We start from the raw sequence: 26,341 nt of genomic DNA on the forward strand, positions 1-26,341 counted from the left end.
TCGGAAAGTAACGGGAAGGGATCGATGGGATCGCCCTCCCAATACCGGCCGTTGGGCGGCATCTGCAGAATCTGGAAGTGCAGGTGCGGCACATTCGCGGGCGCGTCGCCCGTGGTGCCCACGTAGCCCAGCGTGTCGCCCCTGGACACGATGTCGCCGGCGTGCAGCCCGTCGCGGTACCCCTCGAGGTGGGCGTAGTAGTACACGAACTCCCCCGTGCGATCGATCGTGTACACCGTGATCCCGCCCAGCGTGTTGCTGGACAGCCGCAGCACCCGTCCGTCGTCGGCGGCCAGCACCGGCGTGCCGCGCGGCGCCAGGATGTCTATGGCATGGTGCTCCCGGCCTCCCTCGCGCGGCGAGTCGAACGAGTCTTCAAGACTGTAGGGCGACGCGCCGGCCACCGGGATTTCCAGGTCGTGCGAGGCCAGGGCGGCGTTGGCCATGCCGGCGGTGGCCAGGGCCAGCCGCGCCGGGGCCGATGCGGGCGGTGGGGCCGATGGGGCCGATGGGGCCGGCTCGGGGGCCAAAGACGTGGTGACGACCGATGGCGCCAGGCTCTGCACGCACCCGGACGCGGCCAGGGCAAAGAGCAGGACGGCGGAAGCTCGCGGCGGCAGTGGCTTCATGGCGTAGAACGACGCGCCGGGCCCGCCGGCGGCAACGGGCGCCCCCTTCCGGCGGCCGGTCGCACACGGATCTTTGTGCCGGTCGCGTCCCGCGGAATTCGGCGTTATCTTGGTGCCGTCATCCAGACCGTGCAGACGAGGAGTTCATGGCTCATATCGACCGCCACATCGACGCCAACACCAATCAGGGATGGGGAGCCGCTTTCCTCACCATCCTGCTGGCCGCGGCATTCATCGCCACCGCGACCTACATCCACAAGACCACGTACAAGTCGCCCAACGACCTGACCATGCGTGCGCGGGGCGAAACGAACACCGAACAGATCAACTGACCTCTCGGGCGGCGTTCTGGAATGCACCAGCGGCGGGCCTCGAGCCCGCCGCTTTTTTTCATGCGCCGGCCGCGCCGCGTTCCACCATCGACACCACCTCGTCGAGCACGGAGCGACCGTGGTCGCGGGCATACCAGCGGCGGATCTCGCGGTACCGATCGTCCGTGGGCAGGGCGTGCCCGGGGCCCAGCACCCAGGCCTGCAGCTCCGCGGGGCGCGGTCCCCACCAGCCCAGTTCCTGGAATCCGGCGTCGAGCAGGATGACCACGGGAATGGACTTGGACTTGCCCGTGAGATGGGCGTCCATCACGTCGGGGTTGGCGTCGCGGCCCATGATGCGCAGGTCCAGCGTGGGCACGCGCTCCACCAGCCGCTGCACCACGGGCACGCTGTTCACCGCGTCGCCGCACCAGTCCTCGCTGAGCACCAGCAGGTGCCACGGGCCGCCGGCCCGGGCGGCCCGGGCGACGAATTCGTCGGGCACCTGCGCCAGCTTGTAGACCGCCTGCCAGAGATCGGCGTTCTTCTGCGCCGTGGGGAGCCATTCGGCAAAGGTGGGCGCCGCCTGCCAGCGGTCGGCGTCCAGCTCGAAATTCGTGTTGGTGTGCATTGCTACCTCAGTGACTTGCTGGGGCGGGCAGCGGCCCGCCATCTTGTATCTAATCAGCCCCACCAGCCGGGTGTACCACGCGTCCCGTTCGCGTCCCTTCCCTGCCACTCGCCCCACGGTGACTCCGTTCACGTATCATCGCCCCGCGTCGGTGGACGATGCCGCGCGCGAGCTCGCGCGAGACCGTGCCGCGCCGATGGGCGGCGGCACGGACCTCCTGGTGGCCATGGGCGAAGGCCTGGCCGCGCCGACCGCGCTGGTGGATCTCCGCGCTGCCGCGGGGGCAGACGTCATCGCACCGCAGCCCGACGGCACGCTGCGCATCGGCGGCGCGGCCCGCGTGCACGACGTGGCGCACCACCCGGCCGTGCGCGAGCGGTGGCCGGCGCTGGCGCAGGCCTGCGAGGCCGTGGGCACGCCCACGCTGCGCCACATGGGCACGATGGGCGGCAACCTGTGTCAGCGCCCCCGCTGCTGGTACTTCCGGCGCGGCATCTCCTGCTACAAGAGCGGCGGCGATGCCTGTCCCGCCGTGGACGGCGAGAATCAGTACCTCGCGATCGTGGATGGCGGACCCTGCCACGCGGTGCACCCGTCCGATCCGGCCGTGGCGCTCACGGCGCTCGAGGCCACGGTGGAGATCACGCGCCAGGGGGCGGTGCGGTGGGTGCCGATGGCCGGCTTCTATGTAAAGCCGCACGAGCACCCCGACCGCGAGACGGTGCTGGAGCCCGGCGAGTTCGTGAGCGCCATCGTGCTCCCCGACCACTCGGCGGGCGGCACGCAGGGCTACCATAAACTGATGCAGCGCGAGGCGTGGGACTTCGCGCTGGCGAGCATCGCGTGGGCCCGGTACGCGTCGGGCGACGTGCGGATGGTGCTGGGCGGCGTGGCGCCGGCGCCCTGGCGGGTGAATCCGTCGGTCGAGGAGGACGTGGCCTCCGGCGGGCTGGACGACGATTCGATCGCGTCGCTGGCCGAACGCGCGCTGTACGACGCCCGGCCGCTGTCGAAGAACGGCTACAAGGTGGAGCTGGCGGCGTCGCTGCTCCGCCAGGCGATGCGGGAACTCTCGGGCTGACCGCAGGAACCTCCGGATGCCCCCCGCTTCGCCTTCCTTGCCCGAGTCCCCTGCCCACCTGGTGGACCTCCGCTGGGGCGTGGCCTATCCGTTGTCCCGCATATGCACGGGCATCGGCCGCGACGCGTCCAACCCCATCCTCATTCGCGATCCCGCGGCGTCGCGGTCGCACGCCGAGGTGCAGCGCAGCGGGGACAGCTACGTGTTGCACCCCATCGGCCATGGCGAGACCCTGGTGAACGGGCTGGTCACGGCGGGGCCGCGCGCCCTGGCCGAGGGGGACGTGATCGAGATCGCGTACACGCGGCTGCGGTTCACGCGCTCGGCGCCGGACGCCGACGTGTTGCCGGCCCCCGAGCTGCCGGCGCTGGACGCCGACTTCGCAGAGCGGAGGACGGAGGTCCGCGAGATCATGACCACGGGCCGCCTGCGGCAGCTCAGGGAGCTGCGGCACCAGCTCACCCGGCCGCGGCGGGCGCACTGGCGGGTGGTGACGATGGCGGTGGGGCTGGGCGCGCTTGCGGTCGCCCTGATCATCGGGCTGGTGATGCGCCTGTTCTAGCGGGCGCCCGGAGGGCGCCCGGATCCGACACAAATATGATGTTCTTGGGCGACCGCTTTGATCGCCGGCGATAACCGAGTAATGTTGTCAGCATTGGAACTGCGCGCGCATTGCGTATGTTTCACAGTTGCGAGCCGCCGGCCGCGCCGAGGGGCGTGGGACGACTCAAGGCATTTCGACACAAGGGCTTGCGCACCGTGTCGGCACTGGAGTGAGCATGAGTTCGTCCATCGATTCGCTGGTCAGCAAGGAATATCAGTACGGCTTCGTCACCAACGTCGAGGCGGACACGATCCCGCCCGGACTGAGCGAGGACGTGGTGCGTCTGATTTCCGGAAAGAAGCTGGAGCCGGAGTTCATGCTGAACTGGCGGCTCAAGGCGTTCCGGCGGTGGCAGACGATGCAGGAGCCGCACTGGCCGAACGTGCACTACGACCCGATCGACTACCAGGGGTCGAGCTACTACTCGGCGCCCAGGTCGGTGAAGCCCAAGCAGTCGCTGGACGAGGTGGATCCCGAGCTGCTCCGGACGTACGAGAAGCTGGGCATTCCGCTGTTCGAGCAGAAGCTGCTGGCGGGCGTGGCCGTGGACGCGATCTTCGACTCGGTGTCGGTGGGCACGACGATGCAGGCGCAGCTTGCCGAGCACGGGGTGATCTTCTGCTCGCTGGGCGAGGCCGTGCAGAAGCATCCCGACCTGGTGGAGAAGTATCTGGGCTCGGTGGTGCCGTACAGCGACAACTTCTTCGCGGCGCTCAATTCGGCGGTGTTCTCCGACGGCTCGTTCGTGTACGTGCCCAAGGGCGTGCGCTGCCCCATCGAGTTGTCCACGTACTTCCGGATCAATGCCGCCGACACGGGCCAATTCGAGCGCACGCTGATCGTGGCCGACGAGGGGGCGTACGTGAGCTACCTCGAGGGGTGCACGGCGCCCAAGCGGAGCACCAACCAGCTGCACGCGGCGGTGGTGGAGCTGGTGGCGCTCAAGGGCGCGACCATCAAGTACTCCACGGTGCAGAACTGGTACGCCGGCGACAAGGAAGGCAAGGGCGGCATCTACAACTTCGTCACCAAGCGCGGCAAGGCATTCGAGAATGCCAAGATCTCGTGGACGCAGGTGGAGACCGGCTCGGCCATCACGTGGAAGTATCCGAGCGTGATCCTGCAGGGCGACAATTCGGTGGGCGAGTTCTACTCGGTGGCCGTGGTGAACAACTACCAGCAGGCCGACACCGGGACCAAGATGCTGCACCTGGGCAAGAACACGCGCAGCAACATCGTGTCCAAGGGAATCAGCGCCGGTCACGGGAACAACTCGTACCGTGGGCGGGTGTTCGTGGGCCCCAAGGCCACCGGAGCGCGCAACTACACGCAGTGCGACTCGATGCTCGTGGGCAACCAGTGCGGGGCGCACACGTTCCCGTACATCGAGGTCAAGAACAACACGGCGCAGGTGGAGCACGAAGCGAGCACGTCCAAGATCGGCGAGGATCAGATCTTCTATCTCAAGCAGCGCGGGCTCAGCGCCGAGCAGGCGGTGAGCATGATCGTGAGCGGCTTCTGCAAGGAAGTGTTCAAGGAACTTCCGATGGAGTTCGCATTGGAAGCGCAACAGCTATTGGGGATCACGTTGGAAGGAAGCGTCGGGTAATGGGAGTGTAGGACGGCAGGGGCGTAGGGGAGTAGGACTGATGACTGCGTCACGCCGTTCCCGTCCTACCCCCCTACTGTCCTACCGTCCTACAAGCCGTTCCGAGTTGAAAGTCTTCAGCCACTAGACATCAGAACCGGGTACAGACCCACCATGCTTGATATTCACGCCCTCCATGCGGCGGTCGACGGCAAGGAAATCCTCAAGGGCATCGATCTCACCGTTCGCGCCGGCGAAGTGCACGCCGTCATGGGCCCCAACGGCTCCGGCAAGAGCACACTGGCGCAGGTGCTGGCCGGCAACCCGGCGTACGAGGTCACCGCGGGCACGGTCACGTACGACGGCCGGGACCTGCTCGAGATGCCGCCCGAGGAGCGGGCGCAGCAGGGCATCTTCCTCGCCTTCCAGTATCCGGTGGAGATTCCGGGCGTGTCCAACGCCTACTTCTTCCGCGCCGCGTACAACGAGGTGCGCAAGGCGCGGGGATTGGAGGAGATGGATCCGCTCGAGTTCGCCGGCCTGATGGATGAGAAGCTCAAGCTGGTGGAGATGGATCCGTCCATGCTCAACCGGTCGGTGAACGCCGGCTTCTCGGGCGGCGAGAAGAAGCGCAACGAGATCCTGCAGATGGCGGTGCTCGAGCCCAAGCTGGCGATTCTCGACGAGACCGACTCGGGGCTGGACATCGACGCGCTGCGCATCGTGGCCGACGGGGTGAACAAGCTCAAGCGTCCCGACAACGCGACGATCGTGGTCACGCACTATCAGCGGCTGCTCAACTACATCGTGCCCGACTTCGTGCACGTGCTGGCCAACGGCCGCATCGTGAAGTCGGGCGGCAAGGAGCTGGCGTTGGAGCTCGAGGCCAGGGGCTACGACTGGATCACGGGCGGATCGCCCGCCGGAGTGGGCGCGTGACGCAGGCCGCCGAGTACGTGGAGCAGTTTCGTAAGTTCTCGGCCAACGGGGGGGGCGAGGCGCCGGAGTGGGTGCGCGCGCTGCGCAGCTCGGCGCTCGACCGGTTCACGCAGATGGGGTTCCCCACCACCAAGAACGAGGACTGGCACTTCACCAGCGTGGCGCCGATCGCGGAGCGGAGCTTCTCGCCGCTCACCACGCCCAGCGGCGATGTGCGGCGCACCGATCTCGAACCGTATCTGTTCGTGGCGCCCGACGCCTGGCACCTGGCGGTGTTCGTCAATGGGCGGTTCGCACCCGAGCTGTCGCATCTGGAGCATCTGCCGCAGGGCGTGCGGGTGATCCCGCTGGCCCGGGCCTGGACCGAGGCGCCCGAACTCACGCGGCGCATCGGCACCGTGGCCCGCGCCGACACGCAGACCTTCACGGCGCTCAACACCGCGTTCCTCCACGACGGCGTGGTGATCCACGTGGACCCGGACGTGGTGGTGGAGCAGCCAATCCATATGCTATTCGCCACCGACCGCCACGCGGCCAACGGGGTGTCGTATCCGCGCAATCTGATCGTGGCCGAACGGCATTCGCGGGCCACCGTGATCGAGAGCTACGTGGGGTTGGCCGACGTGCCGTATTTCACCGATGCCGTGACCGAGGTGGTGGTGGAGGACGGCGCCACGCTCAGCCATTACAAGCTGCAGCGCGAAGGGCCGCAGGCGTACCACGTGGGAGCGATCGAGACCGTGCAGGCGCGCGACAGCCACTATGTGTCGTTCTCGCTGGCCGTGGGCGCGGTGCTCTCGCGCACGAACATCGGCACCGTGCTGGGCGGCGCCGGCGGCGGCGTCACGCTCAACGGATTGTACATGCTGGACGGCGCGCAGCACGGCGACCATCAGACGCGCATCGAGCACGCGCAGCCCAACTGTTTCAGCCGCCAGCTGTACAAGGGCGTGCTGGACGGCGCGTCGCACGGGGTGTTCAACGGCAAGGTGTACGTGGATCCCATTGCCCAGAAGACCGACGGCAAGCAGACCAACAACACGCTACTGTTGTCGGAGAGGGCGCAGATCGACACCAAGCCGCAGCTGGAGATCTTCGCCGACGACGTGAAGTGCACCCACGGCGCTACCGTGGGGCGGCTGGACGAGGTGTCGCTCTTCTATATGAAGAGCCGCGGCATCGGCGCCGAGGAGTCGCGCAAGCTGCTCACGTACGCGTTCGCGGCCGACGTGCTGGAGACCATCGAGAACGACGCCGTGCGCGAAGGGTTGGAGGCGATGACGATGGCCAGGTTCACCGGGGTGGTGTAGGGCTCATGAGCCTCGATTCGCTGTATCAGGAGATCATCCTGGAGCACAACCGCAAGCCGCGGAACTTTCGCGTCATGGCGGATGCCAATCGCCGGATCGATGCCAACAATCCCCTGTGCGGCGACCAGCTCACGCTGTGGGTGAAGCTCGAGGGCGATCGCGTGGCCGACGTGAGTTTCCAGGGGTTGGGGTGCGCCATCTCCAAGGCGTCGGCGTCGCTGATGACCGCCGCCGTGAAGGGCAAGACCGCGGCCGAGGCGGTGGCCATCGCCCGGCACATGAACGATCTGCTCACCGGCAAGCTGGACGTGGATAAGGAGCGCGAGTCGCTGGGGTCGCTGGCCGCGCTCTCCGGTGTGTCGCGGTTTCCCATGCGGGTGAAGTGCGCGAGCATGGCCTGGCACGCGTTGGAGGCGGCGCTCGACGCGAACAACGCCGAGGCCGTGGTGGCCGGCTCGGCGTCGTGAGCGAGTTCCAGCCGCTGGCCGACCTGGCCGACCTGCCCGAGGGCTCGCTGCTGGCCGTGACCAACGCCGCCGGCGAAGCCATCTGCCTGGCGAATGTGAACGGTCGGGTGTCGGCGCTGGTGGATTGTTGCAGCCACGCCGAGTTTCCGCTGTCCGACGGAGTGATCCATAGGGATGGGACCGTGGAGTGCGTGTGGCACGGCGCGCGGTTCGATTGCCTGAGCGGCGCGGCGTGCAAGGGGCCCGCCGTGGACGCCGTGCAGACGTACGAGGTGCGCGTGGAGAACGGGAAGATTCTCGTGGGGCCCAAGCGGGGCGCGGAGGTGGCGCGGTGAGCATGGCGTCGCGTCGCGCGGACTTTCCGCTGCTCGCAAGGAACCCCGGGCTCCACTATCTGGACTCGGCGGCCACCGCGCAGAAGCCATCGGTGGTGCTCGATGCCATGCGCGAGTACTACGAGACCGATTATGCCAATCCGCACCGTGGGGCGTACGATCTGTCGGCGCGGAGCACCGAGCGGTACGACCGGGCGCGCCGGCGCGTGGCGGCCTTTGTCGGCGTCCGTGATACTGATACGCTAATATTCACCCGCGGCACCACCGAGTCGCTGAATCTCGTGGCCAGCGCGTGGGGGCGGGCGAATGTGACATCGGGTGATGAGATCGTGATCACCGGGATGGAGCATCACGCCAACTTCGTGCCCTGGCAGCAGCTGGCGCTGGAGAAGGGCGCGGCGTTGCGGATCTGCGAGCTCACCGACGACGGGCGCATCGACCTGGCGCAGTTGCGGGCGCTCGTGGGCTCGAAGACCCGTGTGGTGGCGTTCAGCCATGTGTCCAACGCGCTCGGGACCATCAATCCGGTTAAGGAGATCGCGGCCATCGCGCGCTCGGTGGGGGCGCTGGTGGTGTGCGACGGGGCGCAGGCGGCGCCGCATCTGGCGTTGAACGTGGATGCGCTCGACGTGGACTTCTATGCTTTCAGCGGGCACAAGATGTGCGGACCCATGGGCATCGGGTGCCTGGTGGGGCGCAGGGCGATTCTCGAGGCCATGCCGCCCTACCAGATGGGCGGCGACATGATCGAGTTCGTGTACGACGAGCGGAGCACGTGGAACGTGCTGCCCCACAAGTTCGAGGCCGGCACGCCCAACGTGGCCGGCGCCGTGGGGTTGGCGGCGGCGTGCGAGTATCTGGACGGGATCGGGATGCCGGCCGTTCGGGCGCACGAGGTTGAGCTGCTCGAATTGGCGCAGAAGCTGCTCGGGGAGATTCCCGGCGTGAAGATCTACGGGCCGGCGTCAGTGGCCGATCGCAGCGGCGTGGTGAGCTTCACGCTCGAGGGGGTGCATCCGCATGATCTGGCCACCATCCTGGATCAGGATGGGGTGTGTGTAAGGGCCGGGCATCATTGCGCGCAGCCGTTGATGAGGCGGTTGAAGGTGCCGGCGACGGCCAGGGCGAGCGTGTATGTGTATAACGAGGCGGGGGATGTGGAGGCGTTGGGGGCGGGGGTGGAAAAGGCCAGGACACTATTCGGGTGACGACCCGTCTCCTCGCGGCGCGTTGAGTTGCGCCAATGCGTGCATTCTGGCGTTGAGCGATTCGCTAGACTGACCTGGCCGCCGGCTGGTGCCGCTGCGAACTGGCTGTGGATCAAGAACGCAGCGCACCGCGTTACAACTTCCACGCGAGCAGTTCCGGTGTCGCGTCGCGGTCAACGTGCTGATTGTGGCACTTGCCCCTTCTGATTACGACTCGGTGCGGCACACACACACATCCCTCCAGAATGCCCTTCCGACACGACAGGCGTCATTCAGGGTGTGGTAGAGCGGCGGGATGGCACGCGTACATCAACGTGTGGGATACTGAGGCGCCGGGCGACGGCCTGAGGAAGGCGAAGATGCTGGTCGGCTGACCGCCCCGCGTAAATGCCGCGCCCGCCGTGACGCCACCACCGGCATTCGGGCGCGCACCGTGAGATCAGACTTCTTGACGTTGATGTGGGCAGCCCACCCCCTCCCCCCCGGCCGCGCTCGCGCGCCTTGCCGACCCGGCATCCACACACCACTATATAGTTGCGAACTGATACAGCGGGCCTGAACGTTCGGTGACCGGAGGGGCGGAGTCGTTATGTGAACGACAATCCACCATCCTCATGTCAGACCAACGTCAGATGACGGACTCAGACGAACGCCGGGACAATCAAGCCGACACCCACACGCTCGAAACGCTGGGGGCTGCCGCGCTCATGTCCGCCACGCCCGCCGGCCGGCGCGTGGTCGTGTTCGGCCCCAGCAAGCCGCTGGCGCTGATCGTGTACCTCGCATCCGTCGCCGGCGGATCGGCGACGCGCGACTTTCTCATCGATCTGCTCTGGGCAGACCTCGAGCCTGAGGCCGCGCGCCACGCCTTCCGCCAGACGCTCTGGTACGTGAAGCAGAAGACGGGCCGCGCGCTGATCAAGGCCGCCGGCGACACGGTCACCCTGGCGGATCCGATTCCCTCCGACCGATCCGACTTTCTGCGCGCGGTGGAACGGCACGAGTTCGACGTCGCGGTCTCGCTCTACCACGGCGACTTCCTCCCCGATTTCGCCGCGCCCGGGGGCCTCCAGTTCGAACACTGGGCGGATCTGGAGCGGCAGCGCCTGCGCGACACGTTCACGCGGTCCACCGAGCACGTGATCCGCCACTGCCTGTCCACGGCGCGCTACCGCGAGGCAGTGACGCTCGCCCGTCGGGCCAGGGACGTCAATCCGTTGAGTGAGAACGCATGGCGCCTTCTGATCGAGAGCCTGGTGTCCGCCAACGATGCGCTCGGCGCCTCGCTCGAAGCGGACGCTCTTCAGAAGATGCTCGCCGAGGAAGACCGACAGCCGGAGCCGGCCACGCGGTCCATGCTCCGCACGGCGCGCCAACTCTCCTCGGAACCAACAGCCGCCGGCACCACGCCGGCGGCGATCGTGGCCGAGCTCGTTGGACGCGAGGCGGAATTCTCCACGTTGCTCGCGGCCTGGGATGAGGCCAAGTCCGGCATCGCTCGCAAGGTCTCGATCGTCGGTGCGGCGGGCATCGGCAAGACCCGACTCGTCACGGACGTGGTGGCACGGTTGCGGGCCACCAGGGCCCGTGTGGTATGGGTGCGCGCGAACCCCGGTGAACGCGAGATCGCGTACGCGTTCCTGAGCAAACTGGCCGGCGCGCTCGCCACCCTGCCCGGCGCTGCGGCGGTGTCGCCTGCATCGGCCGCCGCCCTCGTGGCGCTCAACCCGACGCTCTCCGGATCGTTCAACGCCGAGCCCGATCGCTCGGCGGGGCCCGAAGCGCTGAGACACCGGACCATCGCGGTGCACGAACTTCTCGCCGCGGCGGCCGACGAGGCGCCGATAGCCCTGGTCGTGGACGACCTGCACTGGGCCGACCGCGAATCGGCTCGGGCATTCTCCGGCGTGACCGAACTGCTCGAACGGGAACGGGTGCTGCTCATCGCTGCGGCGCGTCCGTCCAACGGCGGAACGGGCCCCGCGCCACGCGATGCGACGGTCATCCGGCTCTCGCCGTTGACGGCCGCCGATACGGGTGCCCTCCTGGCGAGCGTCGGATCCCTTCCGGATTCCGACATCGCGCAGCGCATTCCACTGCTGCTTCGGGATGCGAGCAATGGCGTCCCCCTGCTGGTCATCGAGACGCTGCAGTTTCTCATGGACGAGAAGCTGCTCGCCCTCGATGCCGGTGCCTGGAAGATCGCCAATACACCCGCCCTCCTTCAGTCACTCAACGCCGGCGGCGCGCTGCGCCGTCGCATCGAGGCGCTCGACCCGGCCGAACGATCGGTGTTGAATGCGGTCGCCCTCGCCGGCGTTCCGGTTCCCGCCGGCTTCGTGGGCGACGTGGTGCAACGTCCACTGCCCGACGTCGCGGCCATTCTGTACAGCCTCGAGATGCACGGCATGGTGAACCACGTGGGCGATGGGTGGGAACCCGTCCACGATCAGATCGGCGAGCTCGCCCTGAGCGGACTCGACGCGCCGATGCGCCGCGCGGCGGAGTTGGCCGTGGGCCGAGCGTGGCTGCACGGCGACTCCGGCGACCATGCACTCCGGCGCGCCGGCATGCACTTTCTGCGGGCCGGCGACCGGACAGCCACGACGCACGCATTCGCGACGTGGGTACGCCGCCTGCGCCGGCTGGGCGACCATCGCGCCGCCCAGGCACTCGCCGCCGAGTTCATCGACAGCGAGGACGAGCAACAGGTTCGGGAGTTGGTGCGGCGGCTCCCATTCCAATTCCGCTATGCGCCCTCCCGCTGGCGCACCGCGGCGGTGATCGCCTTCGTGGCCATGGCGAGCGCCGCCGCCACGTGGCAGTGGGCGCGGCCGCCCGAGGCAGCGCCCGACGAGCAGTTCCTGGCCGTGTCCGTGGACTCGAACAGCGACACCACCGTCTATGGCGTCGGCATCCGGCGCGACCGCTGGACGGGGGGCGACCTCCTGATCGTTCCGAAGGAAGGCAGGCCGGTCCACCTCACCCTGCCATCCACGCTCAACGAGTACACGGTGACGCAGGACGATAAGTCGTGGATCTCGTATGCCACATTCCCGGATTCGGGCGGCAACGACCTCGTGCTCGAAGGCATGACAGGCAAGCGCCAGCGCCTGACCTGGGCGCCCGGCGACGATCAAGCGGCCGATCTCGCCCCCGACGGTTCGCAGATCGTGTTCGCCACCGGCCGGTTCGACACGCTCAGCCACGCGCACCTGGCGATCATGGACCTGGCCACGCATGGCATCCGGCAGCTGACCGTGGGAAACGGATCGGACGGCACTCCCAAGTGGGGCCCGAGCGGCGTCCGCATCGCATTCGTACACCTCAGCTATTCCGAAGCGCCGGACTCGATATGCACCATATCCCCCGACGGGTCGGGAACGCGATGCTTCAATGTGGGTGGGCTGCCCACCCCCGTCGGCTGGATCGATGACAATCGGTTGCTGGTCAGCGACCGGCGGGACTCACTCGTCACGCTCGACATGCTCGACGTGCGAGACGGATCCATGCGCCGCGTGCAGCAGACGGGAGGGGCGAACTACAGTCTCAGCCCCGACGGACGATGGATGTATTGCCAGTGCCGCGACATCGGAGCCGCCCGGCCTCAGCCCACGATCTTTCCGGTAGACCATCCCGAACTCTCGCGGCCACTGGTCATGAGCGCGCTCGACACACGACCCGTATGGCTCGTCTGGCAGTCCGCGCGCCCGGCGCGATTCGTCACCGGTCTGGTCGCGTCGGTGCCGCCCCACGGCATCCCGATGGGGGCCGCATTTCAGCTCACAACACTCGGCAAGACCGCGGACGGTCGCCGCATCATGATCCCGAACGTACGCATCACGTCATTGAATACCGCCGTGGTGCGATCGGAGGCCGGCGGCAAACTCATTCCGCTGACCCCGGGCACGGCCAACCTCGTGATCTCAGCCGGCGGCTGGCGCACCGACACGCTCGCGGTGCGCGTGGTACCGCCCCACGACTCGATCGTGTTGCACGACGATTGGTCGCGCGGCATCGAACCCGACTTCGTCCCATACGGCGATCCGCCGCCGATGATCGTGCGCGATTCGTCGGGGCGGCCGGCATTCTGGAATCATGGCGACGGCAACTTCACGAACGGCGCGTATTCCGGGCGTACGTACTCGGCGATCGACGGCCTGGGGTTTGAGGCCACGCTCTCGCTCACCATCACCATGCTGCAATGGCAGACAGAGGGCGTCAACTTGGTGCCCCTGCCGGACTCGGCGGCGCTGGCCCGCTGGAATCATCGAGACGGATACCCCCCGTTCGATACGGGCACACCGGCTGGACGGTGCTCTGCCGCATATCCCGGCGCAGAGGGCGTCCGGGGGATGCACGCACTGTCGATCCCGGGAGCCGCCGTAGATCTCGCAACCACGCCGTGGAACAACGTCAACGACGGACGTTGGTTCCGCGTCCGCGTCCAGATCTTTCCCGATGGCCGATGCGGCGTCGCGATTGACGGGCGCCCCATCACCATCACTGGTGTGGGGGTACGATCGGATGCCCGATACCTTGCCGTACTGGACGGCAACTCCTACCACACCCGCGTCCTCACCGGCCCGGTGGACATCTGGACCGGAATCCGCCCGGGTGTGGATTGGCTAGCGTTCGATACCGCTCAGGTCAAGCCGCGTCACCGAGGACGGTGATCGGATCGGCTCCCCTCAACACAGGTGCACGGCCGTGGCCTTGAGCGAGGCCACCACGGCGCGACCCGGCACCAGCCCCAGATCCTCCGCCGAGCCGGTGGTGATCACCGCCACCAGCTCCACCCCGGTCGCGTCCAGCGTCACCCGCGTGAGCACGCCGCTCGGCGCCACCTCCACCACGCGCGCCAGTAGCTGATTGCGCACCGACGACTCGCGCCGCTCGGGCGACAGCGCGATCTCGTCGGCGCGGATCACGGCGTGGGCCTCGCCGTCGGGCATCTCGCTGACGGCGTGCAGCACGAGCCCGCCGCTCGTGAACTCGACCACGCGTTCCCCAGCGCCACCCCCGTTCACGCTCCGCACTCGGCCGGCCAGCAGGTTCTCGGCGCCGATGAACTCGGCCACCGCGGCCGACGCCGGCCGCCGGAACACGTCGTCGGGCCCACCCACCTGCAGCACGCGCCCCCCCTCCAGCAGCACCACCTGATGCCCCAGCCGCCCGGCCTCGGCAAAGTCGTGCGTCACGTGCAGCACGGTCATCCCGCGCTCGGCGTGCAGGGCGCGCACCTGACGTCGCGCCGTGATCCGCGTGCGCGGATCGAGCGACGCGAACGGCTCGTCGAGCAGCAGGATGTCGGGCCGAGTGGCGAGGGCGCGCGCCAGCGCCACGAGCTGCCGCTCGCCGCCGCTCAGCGCCCGCACGTCACGCCTCATAAGCGCGTCGAGGCCGAAACGCTCCGCCATCTCGCGCGCCGATCCGGCGTCATCGGTGCCGTACGACACGTTGTCCGCCACCGAGAGATGCGGAAAGAGATACGCGTGCTGATATACGATGCCGACGCGCCGCCGCTCGGGCGCCAGCCGCGTGACGTCGGCGCCGCGGAGCGACACGGCGCCCGCCGCCACGGGCACGATGCCGGCGATGGCCTCGAGCAGCGTGGTCTTGCCGGCGCCGGCCGGCCCGATCACCACGCCGTAGGCGCCGGCGTCGAGCGAGAACGACACGTCGCGCAGGGTGAACTGGCCCACGGCCGCGGTCACATGCTCCAGCCGGATCATCCGCGGCGCTCCGGCAGCCCCTGGGGCGCATGCACGGTGCGCAACACGGTGATCGGCACCAGCGCCAGCAGCACGAGCACGGCCGCCACGGGCAGCGCGCTCTTCAATCCGTACGCGGTGAACCGCTCGTAGCTGAGCACGCTCGCCACCTTGGGATTGTACGTGAGCACCACGATGGCGCCGAATTCGCTGATCGCGCGCGCCCACATCACCACGCCGGCCGCCACGAGCCCGCGCCCCGCCAGGGGCACGGTCACGCGCCGCACGGCGCGCCAGGGCGTGTCGCCCAACGTGCGCGCCACGGCCTCGAGCCGCGGGTCCACCCGGTCGAACGCCTCGCGCGCCGCGCTCACCAGCAGCGGCGCCGACACGAACAGCATGGCGCACACGATCCCGGTGCGCGATCCCGTGATCTCGAGCCCGGCGGCGAGCATGGCCTTGCCCAGCGGCCCATCCCGCCCGAGCAACAGCAACAGCGCGATGCCGGCCACGGGATGCGGCACCACGAGCGGCAGATCGAGCAGCGCCGCCACCAGCCCGCGCCCCCGGAAGCGCTTGCGCGACAATACATATGCCAGCGGCACGCCGCCCGCCGCGCCGAGGAGCGTGGCGAGCGTGGCGCACACGAGGGTGAGCCAGAGCGACGCGCGCAATTCGCCGTCGCTGGCCAGGGCGCGCAGGCCCGCCACCCCCCACCCGCCCACGATCCCGGCCAGCGGCAACACGAGAAAGAGCAGGAGCAGCGACGCGAGCGCGGCCGTGACCACGGTGACGCCCCGCTGCCAGGAACGCCCGCCCTCAGGGTCTGACATGCGCCGTCACCTCGGGGGATGCGCCGGTGCCCACCAGGCCCGTCACGGCGACGGCAACGACCGTGAGTCGGGCGAGACTCCGTGAATGCGACATACCGATAAGTATGGCCGCGGTCCGGCCCATCGCGCTATAATGGAGCAGTCTTCCCCTCTTCCCTTCCATAATGTCCGACCTCGCGATCGACATCCGACATGTCGTGAAGCGGTATGACGAGACGGTCGCCGTGCGCGACTTCTCGCTGCAGGTGCCGCGCGGAACGGTGTACGGCCTGCTCGGCCCCAACGGCGCCGGCAAGACGACCTCGATCCGCATGATTCTCGACATCCTCGAGCCCGACGAGGGCTCGATCAGCATCTTCGGGCAACCGGTGCGCGGCACCAAGGTGCTGGACCGCGTGGGCTACCTGCCCGAGGAGCGCGGCCTGTACAAGAAGATGCAGGTGCGGCGCGTGCTGCGGTTCCTGGCCGAGCTCAAGGGCGTGGACGCGCGCACGGCCGACCGGCGCATCGATGAATGGCTGGAGCGGCTGCAGCTCCGCACCCCGGAAAAGGACTGGGGACTGGCCAAGGTGGACGAGCTCTCGCGCGGCATGCAGCAGAAGGCGCAGTTCATCGGCACGCTGCTGCACGACCCCGACCTCGTGATCCTGGACGAACCGTTCAGCGGGCTCGATCCGATCAACGCCCAGGCGCTCAAGGACACGGTGATCGAACTCAAACAGCGCGGCAAGACGGTGATCTTCAGCACGCACATGATGGACAACGCCGAGCGCATCTGCGATTCGGTGTGCATCATCGCGCGCGGCGAGAAGGTGCTGGACGGCCGCGTGGCCGACGTCAAGGCGGAGCACGGCGTGCGCAACGTGGCGCTGGCGCTGGACGGCGGGCCGCGCGACGCCGTGATGGCGGCGCTGGCCGACCGGACGCTGGTGTCCAAGTACGACGATCAGAATCAGTACTTCGAGATCGAGATGGCGCCGGGCGCCGACGCGCAGGAGCTGCTGCAGCGCGTGGTGGCCAGCGGCGCCCGGATCAGCCAGTTCGAGCTGATCCAACCTTCACTCCACCAGATCTTCCTCGATCGGGTCGGCGCGGAACACGTCGAGCCGGGGATGAGCGGCCATGGGTAAGACTCTCGTCGTCTTCAAACGCGAATACCTGGAGCGCGTGCGCTCCAAATGGTTCATCGTCGCCACGGTCCTCGGCCCGGTGTTCATGGGTGTGATCACCGTGCTGCCCACGGTGCTGGCGGCGCGCACACGGTCGTCCCCGACGCTGGCCAACGTGATCGTGCTCGATGCCACCGGCACCGACCTCGGCTCGCGCGTGGCCCGGGCGCTGGCCGAGACCGCGCCGGCGAGCCCGCCGCCGCGGGTGGAAGCCGTGGCCACCGAGCAGTTGGCAGCCGCCGAGGACAGCGCCACGCAGGCCGTGATCCATCACCAGGCGCAGGGCTACCTCGTGCTCGACGCGAAGACGCTGGCCGGCACGCAGGTGCGCTACGCGGGGCGGAATGCCACGTCGATGGCCGACGTGGGCACGCTCACGTCGATGGTGCGGCAGAACCTGCTCGACATGCGGCTGGAGAAGGAGGGCATCGATCCCGGCCGCGTGGCCACGCTCACCGCCGTGAAGCTCGACATGAAAACGGACAAGATCAGCGACAAGGGCATCGAGGCCGGCGGCGGCATGTCGAGCGTCGTGTTCGGTTATCTGATCGCGTTCATCCTGTACTTCATGATCGCCATCTACGGGCAGAACATGCTGCGCGGCGTCATGGAGGAGAAGACCACCCGCGTGGCCGAAGTGGTGATCTCGAGCGTCAAGCCCGAAGCGCTGCTGGCGGGCAAGATCCTGGGCGTGGGGCTGGTGGCGCTCACGCAGGTGTTCGTGTGGATCGCCGGCGGCGTGGCCATCTACACGTTCCGGGGGCAGATCTTCGCGCGGTTCGGCATCCCGGCCGCCGCGGCGATGAGCGTGAAGATGCCCAGCGTGCCGCTCAGCGTGGGGATCGCGCTGCTCCTGTTCTTCATCCTCGGCTTCATGTTCTATTCGTCGCTGTTCGCGGCCGTGGGCGCGATGGTGAGCAACCAGGAGGACGTGCAGCAGGCGCAGATGCCGGTGATGCTGCTGCTCATCGGGTCGGTGATCTTCATGGGGCCGGTGCTGGCCAACCCGGCGAGCACTCTGGCCAAGGTGATGTCGTGGCTCCCCTTCTCGGCGCCGATCATCATGCCCATGCGGATGTCGCTGGTGTCCATCTCGTGGATGGAGCTGACGGCGACGCTGGCCGGCGTGGCGGTGGCGAGCCTGGCAGCCATCTGGGTGTCGGCGCGCATCTATCGCGTGGGGCTGCTGATGTACGGCAAGCGCCCGTCGCTGGGCGAACTGGTGAAGTGGATCCGGATGGCGTGACGCCTCGCGGGGCGTGTGGGTTACGGATACGGCTTCCGGGGTATGCCTTCGAGTTTCGTGAGCGGGACTTCCGTGACCACGGGCCCCGGCCTCACTGAGGAGAATCGGCCAATCCGTCACCGACCGCCGGGTCAAACGCGGACATCGTGTCCGCGAGCTCGGCGCCGAACTCGGGATCGCGCGCTACCGCGCGGTACGAGTCATACAATTCCGCGCGCCGGCGTTTGCGGACGGCGGGGCCAGAAAACCGGTGATGGGATGGGGGGGGAACGCGCGGGAGACACTGCGGTGGCGGCCATTCCCATCTCCTTTCTTGCAGTACTTTGGCTAGTAGCTATTGTGCTACTAGCCGTTTTCCTATATTCTGTGATCTCGCCCCATGGCACGCCCCGCGCCCCTCCCGCCCTTCCACGTCCACGGACGCGTCACCGGTTCGCGATTCGCCGACCGGGCCGATGAGGTGCGCCGCGTGGTCGGCGTGCTGGAGGAACCGGGCGCCAAACTGCTGGTCCGCGGGCGTCGCCGCATGGGCAAGACCTCCATTCTCGAAGTGGCGCAGGCGCGCGCCATGCACCGCGGCACCCCGGTGCTGTACGCCGATCTCTCCACGGCGCAGACGCTCCCCGAAGCCGCCACCCGACTGCTCATCGCCGCCAACACCGCCCTGGGGCGGCAGTGGCACGAGGTGCTCCTCGACATCGCCCGCCGCGCCGCGCAGGCGATCACGGTCTCGTTCGGCGACGACGGGCGGCCGCAATTGGGCCTCGTGCCGGAGAGATTCCAATCACCCGCGCACGCTCCGCAGGCGTTGGACGTGGTGCTCGACGCGATCAACACGACCGCGAGAGCGCGACGACGCCCCCTCGGCATCATCCTGGACGAGTTCCAGGAGCTGACCACCGCGGGCGGGCAGTCCGCCGCCTGGACGTTGCGCGGCGTCATCCAGCGTCACGACGCCGTGAGTTACGTCTGCGCTGGGTCGCGACGCCGATTGCTCGACGCGCTGGTCGGACGGGACGGCGCCTTCTTCAAGATGCTCGATCCGCCGCTCGACGTGGGACCTATCGATCCGGCGTTTCTCGCGGTGTGGATCGACTCCCGGCTGTCGAAGTTCCGCGTGGCGCCGCAACCCGGGGTCGGCGCGCGGTGCGTCGCGCTCGCCGGTCCGTGCACGCTCGACGTCATGCTGCTGGCCCGCGAGGTATACCAACGCCAGGCCGCGTCGCGGGCCGCCACCGTGGCCTCGGTGGACGAGGCGTTCGCCGTCCTCGTGACGCTGCTGTCCGACGGCCTGCGGCACCAATGGGACGAGACGAGCCCGGCGCAACAACAGGTATTGCGGGCGGTAGCCGGCGCGTCGGCCGGCCTGACGACCGGCGAGACGACGGTGGCGTTTGGCCTGGGGCCCAGCGGATCCGTGATGAGCGCGGTCAGGCCGTTGATCGAGCGCGAGCTGCTGGTGCGTGAACCGAGGGAGAGCCCGGTGGCCGTGGGATACACCTTCGACAGCCCGTACATGCGCGGATGGGTGATCCGACACGCCCTTCCGGATCTCGGCCTCCAGCGTCCGATCACCGCGCTCCCTACAACCAGTCCATAGTCGCCGGCACGCGCGGCCTCCCGCATCACTCCCCCCGCGCCGCGATCGTGGCGCGGTACGCCGGCATGCCGTATAGCAGAAGTACAATAGCCCCGGTCATCCCCACCACGTTGGTGATGGCCAGCGACCATCCCACGGCCGAGTCGGCGTGGAACACGTAGTCGGTGATGGCCGCCACCACGGTGGGCCCGAGCGTGGACGACACCAGGCTGAGCACGAAGAAGTACAGCGCCGCGCCCTGGGCGCGCATCGACGCCGGCACGATCTCGGCGGCGGCCGCGTTGGCGGCGCCCCAGGGGAAGGCGGCGAAGAAGTTCACCGGCACCAGCCACGCCACGGCCATCCACGCCGACGGCATGAACGGATAGGCCGTGGCCGAGATGAGCATCCCCACGGCGCCCACCACCCCCACGCGCAACGGTCCGTCGGTGCGGCCGCGGCGGGCGTACCAGTCGGCCATCCGTCCGCCGGCGAGCACGCCGATCACGCCCACGGTCATGGTGAGGATGCCCTGCACGGCGCCGGCGCGCCCCGCCGTCCATCCATAGCGGCGGATCATGAACGTGGCCAGCCAGGCGGCGATGCCGAAGTTGACCATGGCCGACAGCGAGAAGCCGAGGCTGTTGCAGGTGAAGCTGCGCAGGTTGCGCTTCAGGTAGGCAAATAGTTGGCCGATGCCGGCGCCGTGTGACCCCGGCTTGCGCGCCGGCTCGCGCACGGTGAGAAAGAGCAGCGCGATGAGCACGCCCGGCACGCCGACCACGAAGAACGCGGTCTGCCAGGGGCGCACGGCGCCCACCAGCGGCACGAGCACGCTGCCCTGCGCATCCAGGAACCCCACCACCGCGCCGCCGATCACGTAGGCGAGCCCCGAGCCCACGAAGATCCCCATGGAGTAAACACTCAAGGCGGAGCCCAGGCGCTCGGGCGGGAAGTAGTCGGCCAGGAACGACGTGGCCGTGGGGCTGAGGGTGGCCTCGCCCACGCCCACGCCGACGCGCGTGAGGAGCAGGCGTCCGAAGCCGCCGGCCAGTCCGCAGGCCGCGGTCATGACGCTCCAGAGCGCCACCCCCCACCCCATGATCGCCTTGCGGTTGCCGCGGTCGGCCAGCCAGCCGATGGGCAGGCCCAGCACCGTATAGAACACCGAGAAGGCGAGCCCCATGAGCAGGCTCATCTGGGTGTCGGAGATACCGAGGTCGCGCCGGATGGGCACGACCAGCAAGCTGAGGATCATCCGGTCCACGAACCCGGCCACATTGGCCAGCGTGAGCACGCCCACCACGTACCACGCATAGCGGGACGAGTGAGGGGCGGGCGGCGCGGCGGTTTCCGGGTGGGGCATCGATGAGGACGGGCTATGGATGGCGACCGGACTGGCTCAAGCTAGATCGGTGGGGCGGGCGCTCCAAGGACCGCCCGTCGGGCATGGGCAAACAGGGCCGGCGCGCCCCCGGCTTCGCCCGGCCGCTATCTTGCAGGGTGACTTTCCCCCGTCTTCCCGGCGCCCGCGGCGAGCGCGGCAGCCGTCGCGTCGCGACCGCGGCGGCCGGCACCCCATCGGCCAAGCGGCCGCTCGATCCCAAGCGCGCCTGGCACGAGGCGCGCGAACTGATCGGCGAGCACCGCCGCTCGCTGGTCATCGGCCTGTCGCTGATGGTGGTGAGCCGGCTGGCCGGCTTCGTGCTTCCCGGCAGCTCCAAGTATCTCATCGACACGGTAATCGGCAAACACCGCCCCGACCTGCTCCTGCCGCTGGCGCTGGCCGTGGCCGGCGCCACGCTCGTGCAGGCGATCACGTCGTTCGGACTGGCGCAGGTGGTGAGCGTGGCCGGCCAACGGGCCATCACCAACATGCGCAAGCGGGTGCAGGGGCACGTGCTGGGGCTGCCGGTGTCGTACTTCGACTCCACCAAGACCGGCATCGTGATCTCGCGGGTGATGACCGACGCCGAGGGGGTGCGTAACGTGGTGGGCACCGGCATCATCCAGTTGCTGGGCGGATTGATGACGGCCACGATCGCGGTGACGGTGCTGTTCTACCTGAACTGGAAGCTGACCGCGGTCACGCTGGTCGTGCTGCTGGCGTTCGGCGGCATGATGGCCTACGCGTTCCGCAAGTTGCGCCCGCTGTTCCGCGAGCGCGGGGCGATCAACGCCGAGGTCACGGGGCGATTGGCCGAGTCGGTGGGCGGCGTGCGCCTGGTGAAGGTGTACGTGGCCGAGCGGCGCGAGCGGAAGCTGTTCGCGCAGGGGGCGCACCGGCTGCTGCGGAACATCGCGCAGACCATCACCGGCACGTCGGCGGTGGGGTCGGGCACGACGGTGATCAGCGGCGTGATCGGCCTGCTGGTGATGGTGATCGCCGGGCGCGACGTGCTGAACGGGCGGATGACGCTGGGCGACCTGTTCATGTACGTGTTCCTGGTGGGGTTGGTGGCGGCGCCGCTGGTGCAGATCGCGTCCATCGGCACGCAGATCTCGGAGGCGTTCGCGGGGTTGGACCGCATTCGCGAGATCATGAACATGCCCACCGAGGACGCCGACGACGCCTCGCGTGCGCCGATGCACGACGTGGTGGGCGAGGTGGCCTTCGACCACGTGTCGTTCGAGTACGACCCCGGCGTGCCCGTGCTGCGCGATGTGACGTTCACGGCCAAGGCCGGATCGACGACGGCGCTGGTGGGGTCGAGCGGCTCGGGCAAGAGCACGCTGATCGGCCTCGTGCAGGCGTTCTACCATCCGCAGCAGGGCCGCATCCTCATCGACGGCCGCGACCTGGAAGGGCTGCGGCTGCACGACTACCGCGCGCAGTTGGGCGTGGTGATGCAGGACAACTTCCTGTTCGACGGCACGATCCGCGACAACATCGCGTTCGCCAAGCCCGGCGCCACCGACGACGACATCCGGCGCGTGGGCCGCATCGCGCACGTGGACGAGTTCGTGGACCGGTTCGAGCACCGGTACGACACGATCGTCGGCGAGCGCGGCGTGAAGCTGTCGGGCGGGCAGCGGCAGCGGGTGGCGATCGCGCGCGCCATTCTCGCCGATCCGCGTATTCTCATACTCGACGAGGCCACGTCGAGCCTGGACAGCGAGAGCGAGGCACTGATCCGCGACGGCCTGCACTCGCTGCGCCGCGGCCGCACGACGTTCGTGATCGCGCACCGGCTGTCGACCATCGAGAGCGCCGACCAGATCCTGGTGCTCGAAGGGGGCCGGATCGTGGAGCGCGGAAGCCACGCCGAGCTGATGACGCTGAACGGGCGCTACCGCTCGCTGCACGACCGCCAGCACGGCATCGAGACGGATCAGTACATCAACCCGGGCGAGGACTTCCTGCCCGTGGCGCCGTCCCCGCGCGACACATTGAAGGGTGGGCCCCGAACAAACGGCTGACCGCAGTGGTTTGACGCGCGGGACGGCGATTCGTTAACGGCGCAATTTCCATCCATTTTCGCCCAACGCGCGCCGGAGAATCTGCGTAACGGTATCACGAGCGCACGGTGCATGCGCGCACCGTTCGTGAACCGCTACCGGATTCCCCCCGATGAGATCTGCACTCTGTATCGCTCTGCTCGTCCTCTCGGCGGCATTCTCCACCGCCGCCGCCCAGGGCGGCTCGGTGGACATCATCCGCGGCCGCGTGACGGGACCCGACGGCAAGCCGCTGGCCAACGTGAACGTGACCGCGCAGTCGATGAGCGACGAGACCACGCGCTCGGCCAAGACCAACAACGACGGGCGGTTCACGATCCTGTTCTCGGGCGGCGGCGGCGATTACATGATGAGCTACCTCGCCATCGGCATGATCCCGACCAACTTCGAGGTGGTCAAGGAGAACGACGACGACGCCGTGATCCTGGCCAACGCCAAGATGCAGCCCGCGGCCACGCAGCTCGACGCCGTGCGCGTGACCGCCAACCGCGCCCGTCCGCTGGCCGGCGATCAGTATCGCCCGGACATCGGCGGCGTGGAACAGACCATGAACCAGACGGGCATTCCGCTGGACGCGCTCGGCGACCTGTCGGCGATGGCCGCCTACCTGCCGGGCGTCACGGCCATCACCAACGCCGACGGCACGATGGGCTTCTCGGTGCTCGGGCTGGGCGCCGACGAGAACAGCGTGACGCTCAACGGGCTCACCTTCGGCGGCACCCTGCCCCGCGACGTGCAGGTGTCGGCGCGGCTGTCCACCACCACCTTCGATCCCTCGCGCGGCGGATTCAGCGGCGGGCAGATCTCGGCCCGCACGTTCAGCGGCTCCAACTTCGTCAATCGCAATCTGCACGTGACGTTCGTGAACCCCGACATGCAGTGGGCCAGCCCCACCACGCGGTCGCTGGGCCAGCAGTACACCAACGCCATCGCCAGCGGATCGGCCAGCGGCCCGCTCATCTGGAACAAGCTGTTCTACAACACCTCGTTCCAGTTCGGGCGGCGGTCGAGCGATCTCCAGACACTGCTCAACACCGACGCGTCGGCGCTCGAAGGCGTGGGCATCTCGCAGGATTCCGTGAATCAGCTGCTGGGCGACATGCAGTCGGCCGGCATCCCGTCCACCGCGGGCGGCGTGCCGTCCAACCGGCTGAACGACCAGGGCGCGCTGTTCGGGCAGTTGAGCTTCGCGCCCAGCGGTACCGATACGTGGGGGGTGTTGTTCAACGGCTCGTGGAACCGCTCGGGCGCGGCGTCGCTGTCCACCAGCGCCGTGCCGGCCCACGGCGGCCAGAGCACCCGCCAGGCGGCCACGGTGCAACTCACCCACGCCGGATACTTCGGCTACGGATTCCTGAACGAGACGCAGCTGTCGGTGGGGGGCACCTGGTCCAATTCCAGCGCCTATCTGCTGCTCCCCGACGCACGCGTGCTCGTGACGTCGAACTTCCCCAACGGGACGTCGGGCGTGTCGTCGCTGCAGTTCGGGGGCAACTCCAGCTATCCGCAGCAGCTCACCAACTATCAGTGGGAGTTCGGCAACGCGACGTCCTGGTTCAGCGACGACAACACGCATCGGCTCAAGCTCACCGAGGATCTCCAGGTGAGCCGGTACATCCAGGACCAGAACGCCAATTCACGCGGGACATTCACGTACAACTCGCTCGCCGACTTCGCCGCGGGGCAGCCGGCGTCGTTCACGCGGCGGCTGGTGCCGGCCGAGCGGTCGGGGGACGTGGCCACGCTGGCCGTGTCGCTGGGCGACGCGTGGCGTCCCGCGCCGAGCCTGCAGGTGCAGTACGGGTTCCGCGCCGAGGGGAGCCGGTTCAGCACCCTGCCGCAATTAAATCCGATCGTGGACAGCATCTACGGGCTGCGCAACGACGCCGTGCCCAACGACATCACGATCAGCCCGCGCCTGGGGTTCAGCTGGCAGTTCGGCTCGATGCCGCAGATCGAGGGGTTCCGCGGCGCGTACAAGCCGCCCGCCTACGTGGTCACCGGCGGCGTGGGTGAATTCCGGAACGATCCCGCCGCCACGCTCATCGCCAACGCCGTGGATCAGACCGGGCTGCCCAGCGCCGCGCAGCAGATCAGCTGCGTGGGGAGCGCCGTGCCCACGCCCGACTGGTCGGCCTACGCGCAGAGCCAGGCGAACATCCCCACGCGGTGCGCCGACGGCTCGCTGGGCAGCGTGTTCTCCAGCAGCGTGCCCAACGTGGCGCTGTTCTCCCCGAGTTACCGCACGCAGCGCAGCTGGCGCGGCAACCTGGGCATTCGCGGCCTGCTCACGCCGCTGTTCAACGGCAGCCTGACGTTCACGTATTCCCGCAACCTCGACCAGCACGGCTCGCTCGACGCCAACTTCAGCGACGTGCCGCAGTTCGTGCTCGCCGACGAGGGCGACCGACCGGTGTTCGTATCGCCGTCGAGCATCGTCCCCGCCACGGGGGCCATCGCCAGCGGCGCCGGCCGCGTGTCGTCCACCTTCTCGCGCGTCAGCGAGTCGGTTTCGGACCTGCGCTCGGACACGCGGGAGCTGCAGTTCGGGATCTCGCCGCGCGTCTTCAACTCGGCGTTCGGCTGGAATCTGACGTATGTGTACCGCGACACGCGTCAGTTGAGCCGCGGCTTCGGCGGCACCACGGCCGGCGATCCGCTGGCTCTGGTGTGGGGCAGCAGCGGCGCCACGCACCAGTTCAACCTCACCGGGTCGGTGACCATCAAGGGCGCCGTGAACGTGTCCACGTTCCTTCGCGTGAGTTCGGGCAACCGGTACACGCCCATGGTATCGGGCGACGTCAACGGCGACGGCTCGTCCAACGACCGCGCGTTCGTGTTCAACCCCGCGGCCACCGCCGACACCAGCCTGCGCAACGGCATGCAGGCGCTGCTCAGCGCGCTGCCGGCCGCCAGCCGGGCGTGCCTGGCCGATCAGCTGGGCGCCATCGCCGGGCTCAACAGCTGCCGCGGCCCCTGGTCGGCGTCGATGGGCTCGGTGAGCATCCAGCTCATCTCCGACAAGGTGCACCTGCCGTCGCGGGTGAGCGTGGGGCTCAGCCTGACCAATCCGCTCACCGGCGTGGACGCGCTGGTGCACGGCGGCAACAACCTGAGCGGGTGGGGGCAGCCGCCGATCATCGACCCCACGCTGCTGTACGTGCGGGGGTTCAATCAGACGACGCAGGAATTCAAGTACGAGGTGAATCCGCGGTTCGGCAATCCGGCCATCGCGCAG

Annotated in this window: 20 protein-coding genes; 15 read left to right on the forward strand and 5 right to left on the reverse strand. The window is 68.5% G+C overall.

The annotated features are described in order from the left end of the window. Window positions 1-629 (reverse strand): M23 family metallopeptidase (locus VNE60_03115; GenBank protein ID HVB30499.1); only part of this gene is annotated, 629 nt, incomplete at its 3' end. A gap of 146 nt (window positions 630-775) precedes the next feature. Between VNE60_03115 and VNE60_03120 the strand changes: the two genes are divergently transcribed. Further along, a complete protein-coding gene (locus tag VNE60_03120; protein ID HVB30500.1) occupies window positions 776-961 on the forward strand; it encodes a hypothetical protein in 186 nt (61 codons plus the stop codon). A gap of 58 nt (window positions 962-1,019) precedes the next feature. Here the strand turns inward: VNE60_03120 and VNE60_03125 are convergent, their stop codons facing one another. After that, entirely contained in the window at window positions 1,020-1,571 is a 552-nt protein-coding gene (locus VNE60_03125; GenBank protein ID HVB30501.1) for a thioredoxin family protein, read from the reverse strand. A 118-nt stretch (window positions 1,572-1,689) separates the two neighbouring features. Here VNE60_03125 and VNE60_03130 point away from each other — a divergent pair, with 118 nt between their 5' ends. The 9 genes from VNE60_03130 to VNE60_03170 all read left to right on the forward strand — a co-directional run bounded on the left by VNE60_03130 (window position 1,690) and on the right by VNE60_03170 (window position 13,779). Further along, a complete protein-coding gene (locus VNE60_03130; GenBank protein ID HVB30502.1) occupies window positions 1,690-2,652 on the forward strand; it encodes a xanthine dehydrogenase family protein subunit M in 963 nt (320 codons plus the stop codon). A gap of 61 nt (window positions 2,653-2,713) precedes the next feature. Continuing rightward, a complete protein-coding gene (locus VNE60_03135) occupies window positions 2,714-3,214 on the forward strand; it encodes an FHA domain-containing protein (protein HVB30503.1) in 501 nt (166 codons plus the stop codon). 217 nt (window positions 3,215-3,431) lie between these two features. Next, on the forward strand, window positions 3,432-4,865 hold the full coding sequence (gene sufB, locus VNE60_03140; GenBank protein HVB30504.1) for a Fe-S cluster assembly protein SufB: 1,434 nt from the start codon (window positions 3,432-3,434) through the stop codon (window positions 4,863-4,865). A gap of 153 nt (window positions 4,866-5,018) precedes the next feature. Beyond that, window positions 5,019-5,783: a Fe-S cluster assembly ATPase SufC gene (gene sufC, locus VNE60_03145; protein ID HVB30505.1), complete on the forward strand. Its 765-nt coding sequence runs from the start codon at window positions 5,019-5,021 to the stop codon at window positions 5,781-5,783. Next, window positions 5,780-7,093, forward strand: a complete 1,314-nt coding sequence (sufD, locus tag VNE60_03150) for a Fe-S cluster assembly protein SufD (protein HVB30506.1) — start codon at window positions 5,780-5,782, stop codon at window positions 7,091-7,093. The genes sufC and sufD overlap by 4 nt, the downstream gene beginning before the upstream one ends. 5 nt (window positions 7,094-7,098) lie before the next feature. Beyond that, window positions 7,099-7,560, forward strand: a complete 462-nt coding sequence (locus VNE60_03155; GenBank protein ID HVB30507.1) for an SUF system NifU family Fe-S cluster assembly protein — start codon at window positions 7,099-7,101, stop codon at window positions 7,558-7,560. Further along, window positions 7,557-7,895 (forward strand): Rieske 2Fe-2S domain-containing protein, encoded by a 339-nt coding sequence (locus VNE60_03160; protein HVB30508.1) that lies wholly within the window; start codon window positions 7,557-7,559, stop codon window positions 7,893-7,895. Before VNE60_03155 ends, VNE60_03160 begins: the two co-directional genes overlap by 4 nt. A 2-nt stretch (window positions 7,896-7,897) precedes the next feature. Beyond that, a complete protein-coding gene (locus tag VNE60_03165) occupies window positions 7,898-9,103 on the forward strand; it encodes a SufS family cysteine desulfurase (GenBank protein HVB30509.1) in 1,206 nt (401 codons plus the stop codon). Between the two features lie 707 nt (window positions 9,104-9,810). Beyond that, the gene (locus VNE60_03170) at window positions 9,811-13,779 is read left to right on the forward strand and encodes an AAA family ATPase (protein ID HVB30510.1); all 3,969 of its coding nucleotides are present in this window, start codon (window positions 9,811-9,813) and stop codon (window positions 13,777-13,779) included. 15 nt (window positions 13,780-13,794) lie between these two features. Here the strand turns inward: VNE60_03170 and VNE60_03175 are convergent, their stop codons facing one another. After that, complete coding sequence (locus tag VNE60_03175) at window positions 13,795-14,838, reverse strand: ATP-binding cassette domain-containing protein (protein HVB30511.1); 1,044 nt, start codon at window positions 14,836-14,838, stop codon at window positions 13,795-13,797. Beyond that, window positions 14,835-15,650, reverse strand: coding sequence for an ABC transporter permease (locus tag VNE60_03180; GenBank protein HVB30512.1), 816 nt, complete (start codon window positions 15,648-15,650; stop codon window positions 14,835-14,837). The genes VNE60_03175 and VNE60_03180 overlap by 4 nt, the downstream gene beginning before the upstream one ends. A 164-nt stretch (window positions 15,651-15,814) precedes the next feature. Between VNE60_03180 and VNE60_03185 the strand changes: the two genes are divergently transcribed. The 3 genes from VNE60_03185 (at window position 15,815) to VNE60_03195 (ending at window position 19,665) form a co-directional block, all read left to right on the forward strand. Next, window positions 15,815-16,780, forward strand: a complete 966-nt coding sequence (locus VNE60_03185; protein ID HVB30513.1) for an ATP-binding cassette domain-containing protein — start codon at window positions 15,815-15,817, stop codon at window positions 16,778-16,780. Further along, window positions 16,773-18,065: an ABC transporter permease gene (locus VNE60_03190; protein HVB30514.1), complete on the forward strand. Its 1,293-nt coding sequence runs from the start codon at window positions 16,773-16,775 to the stop codon at window positions 18,063-18,065. Before VNE60_03185 ends, VNE60_03190 begins: the two co-directional genes overlap by 8 nt. A gap of 379 nt (window positions 18,066-18,444) precedes the next feature. Next, window positions 18,445-19,665 carry an ATP-binding protein gene (locus VNE60_03195; protein ID HVB30515.1) on the forward strand — a complete coding sequence of 407 codons (1,221 nt, stop codon included), beginning with the start codon at window positions 18,445-18,447 and terminating at the stop codon, window positions 19,663-19,665. A 25-nt stretch (window positions 19,666-19,690) separates the two neighbouring features. Here the strand turns inward: VNE60_03195 and VNE60_03200 are convergent, their stop codons facing one another. Then, window positions 19,691-21,010, reverse strand: a complete 1,320-nt coding sequence (locus tag VNE60_03200) for an MFS transporter (protein ID HVB30516.1) — start codon at window positions 21,008-21,010, stop codon at window positions 19,691-19,693. A 137-nt stretch (window positions 21,011-21,147) separates the two neighbouring features. On the opposite strand from VNE60_03200, the gene VNE60_03205 reads away from it, so the two are divergent. Together VNE60_03205 and VNE60_03210 are read left to right on the forward strand one after the other, a co-directional pair. Then, on the forward strand, window positions 21,148-23,064 hold the full coding sequence (locus VNE60_03205; protein ID HVB30517.1) for an ABC transporter ATP-binding protein: 1,917 nt from the start codon (window positions 21,148-21,150) through the stop codon (window positions 23,062-23,064). A 151-nt stretch (window positions 23,065-23,215) separates the two neighbouring features. Beyond that, window positions 23,216-26,341, forward strand: a 3,126-nt coding sequence (locus VNE60_03210) for a carboxypeptidase-like regulatory domain-containing protein (GenBank protein ID HVB30518.1), incomplete at its 3' end; no start/stop codon positions are given.

This window comes from Gemmatimonadaceae bacterium, from assembly GCA_035533755.1.
In the GTDB taxonomy this organism is placed as follows: domain Bacteria; phylum Gemmatimonadota; class Gemmatimonadetes; order Gemmatimonadales; family Gemmatimonadaceae; genus JAGWRI01.

Coding starts and splice junctions, on each gene's coding strand:
- VNE60_03155 (HVB30507.1), top strand. CDS start 7,099: ATGAGCCTCGATTCGCTGTATCAGGAGATCATCCTGGAGCACAACCGC.
- VNE60_03125 (HVB30501.1), bottom strand. CDS start 1,571: ATGCACACCAACACGAATTTCGAGCTGGACGCCGACCGCTGGCAGGCG.
- VNE60_03190 (HVB30514.1), top strand. CDS start 16,773: ATGGGTAAGACTCTCGTCGTCTTCAAACGCGAATACCTGGAGCGCGTG.
- VNE60_03200 (HVB30516.1), bottom strand. CDS start 21,010: ATGCCCCACCCGGAAACCGCCGCGCCGCCCGCCCCTCACTCGTCCCGC.
- sufC (HVB30505.1), top strand. CDS start 5,019: ATGCTTGATATTCACGCCCTCCATGCGGCGGTCGACGGCAAGGAAATC.
- VNE60_03195 (HVB30515.1), top strand. CDS start 18,445: ATGGCACGCCCCGCGCCCCTCCCGCCCTTCCACGTCCACGGACGCGTC.
- VNE60_03165 (HVB30509.1), top strand. CDS start 7,898: ATGGCGTCGCGTCGCGCGGACTTTCCGCTGCTCGCAAGGAACCCCGGG.
- VNE60_03120 (HVB30500.1), top strand. CDS start 776: ATGGCTCATATCGACCGCCACATCGACGCCAACACCAATCAGGGATGG.
- VNE60_03170 (HVB30510.1), top strand. CDS start 9,811: ATGTCCGCCACGCCCGCCGGCCGGCGCGTGGTCGTGTTCGGCCCCAGC.
- VNE60_03185 (HVB30513.1), top strand. CDS start 15,815: ATGTCCGACCTCGCGATCGACATCCGACATGTCGTGAAGCGGTATGAC.
- VNE60_03180 (HVB30512.1), bottom strand. CDS start 15,650: ATGTCAGACCCTGAGGGCGGGCGTTCCTGGCAGCGGGGCGTCACCGTG.
- sufB (HVB30504.1), top strand. CDS start 3,432: ATGAGTTCGTCCATCGATTCGCTGGTCAGCAAGGAATATCAGTACGGC.
- VNE60_03175 (HVB30511.1), bottom strand. CDS start 14,838: ATGATCCGGCTGGAGCATGTGACCGCGGCCGTGGGCCAGTTCACCCTG.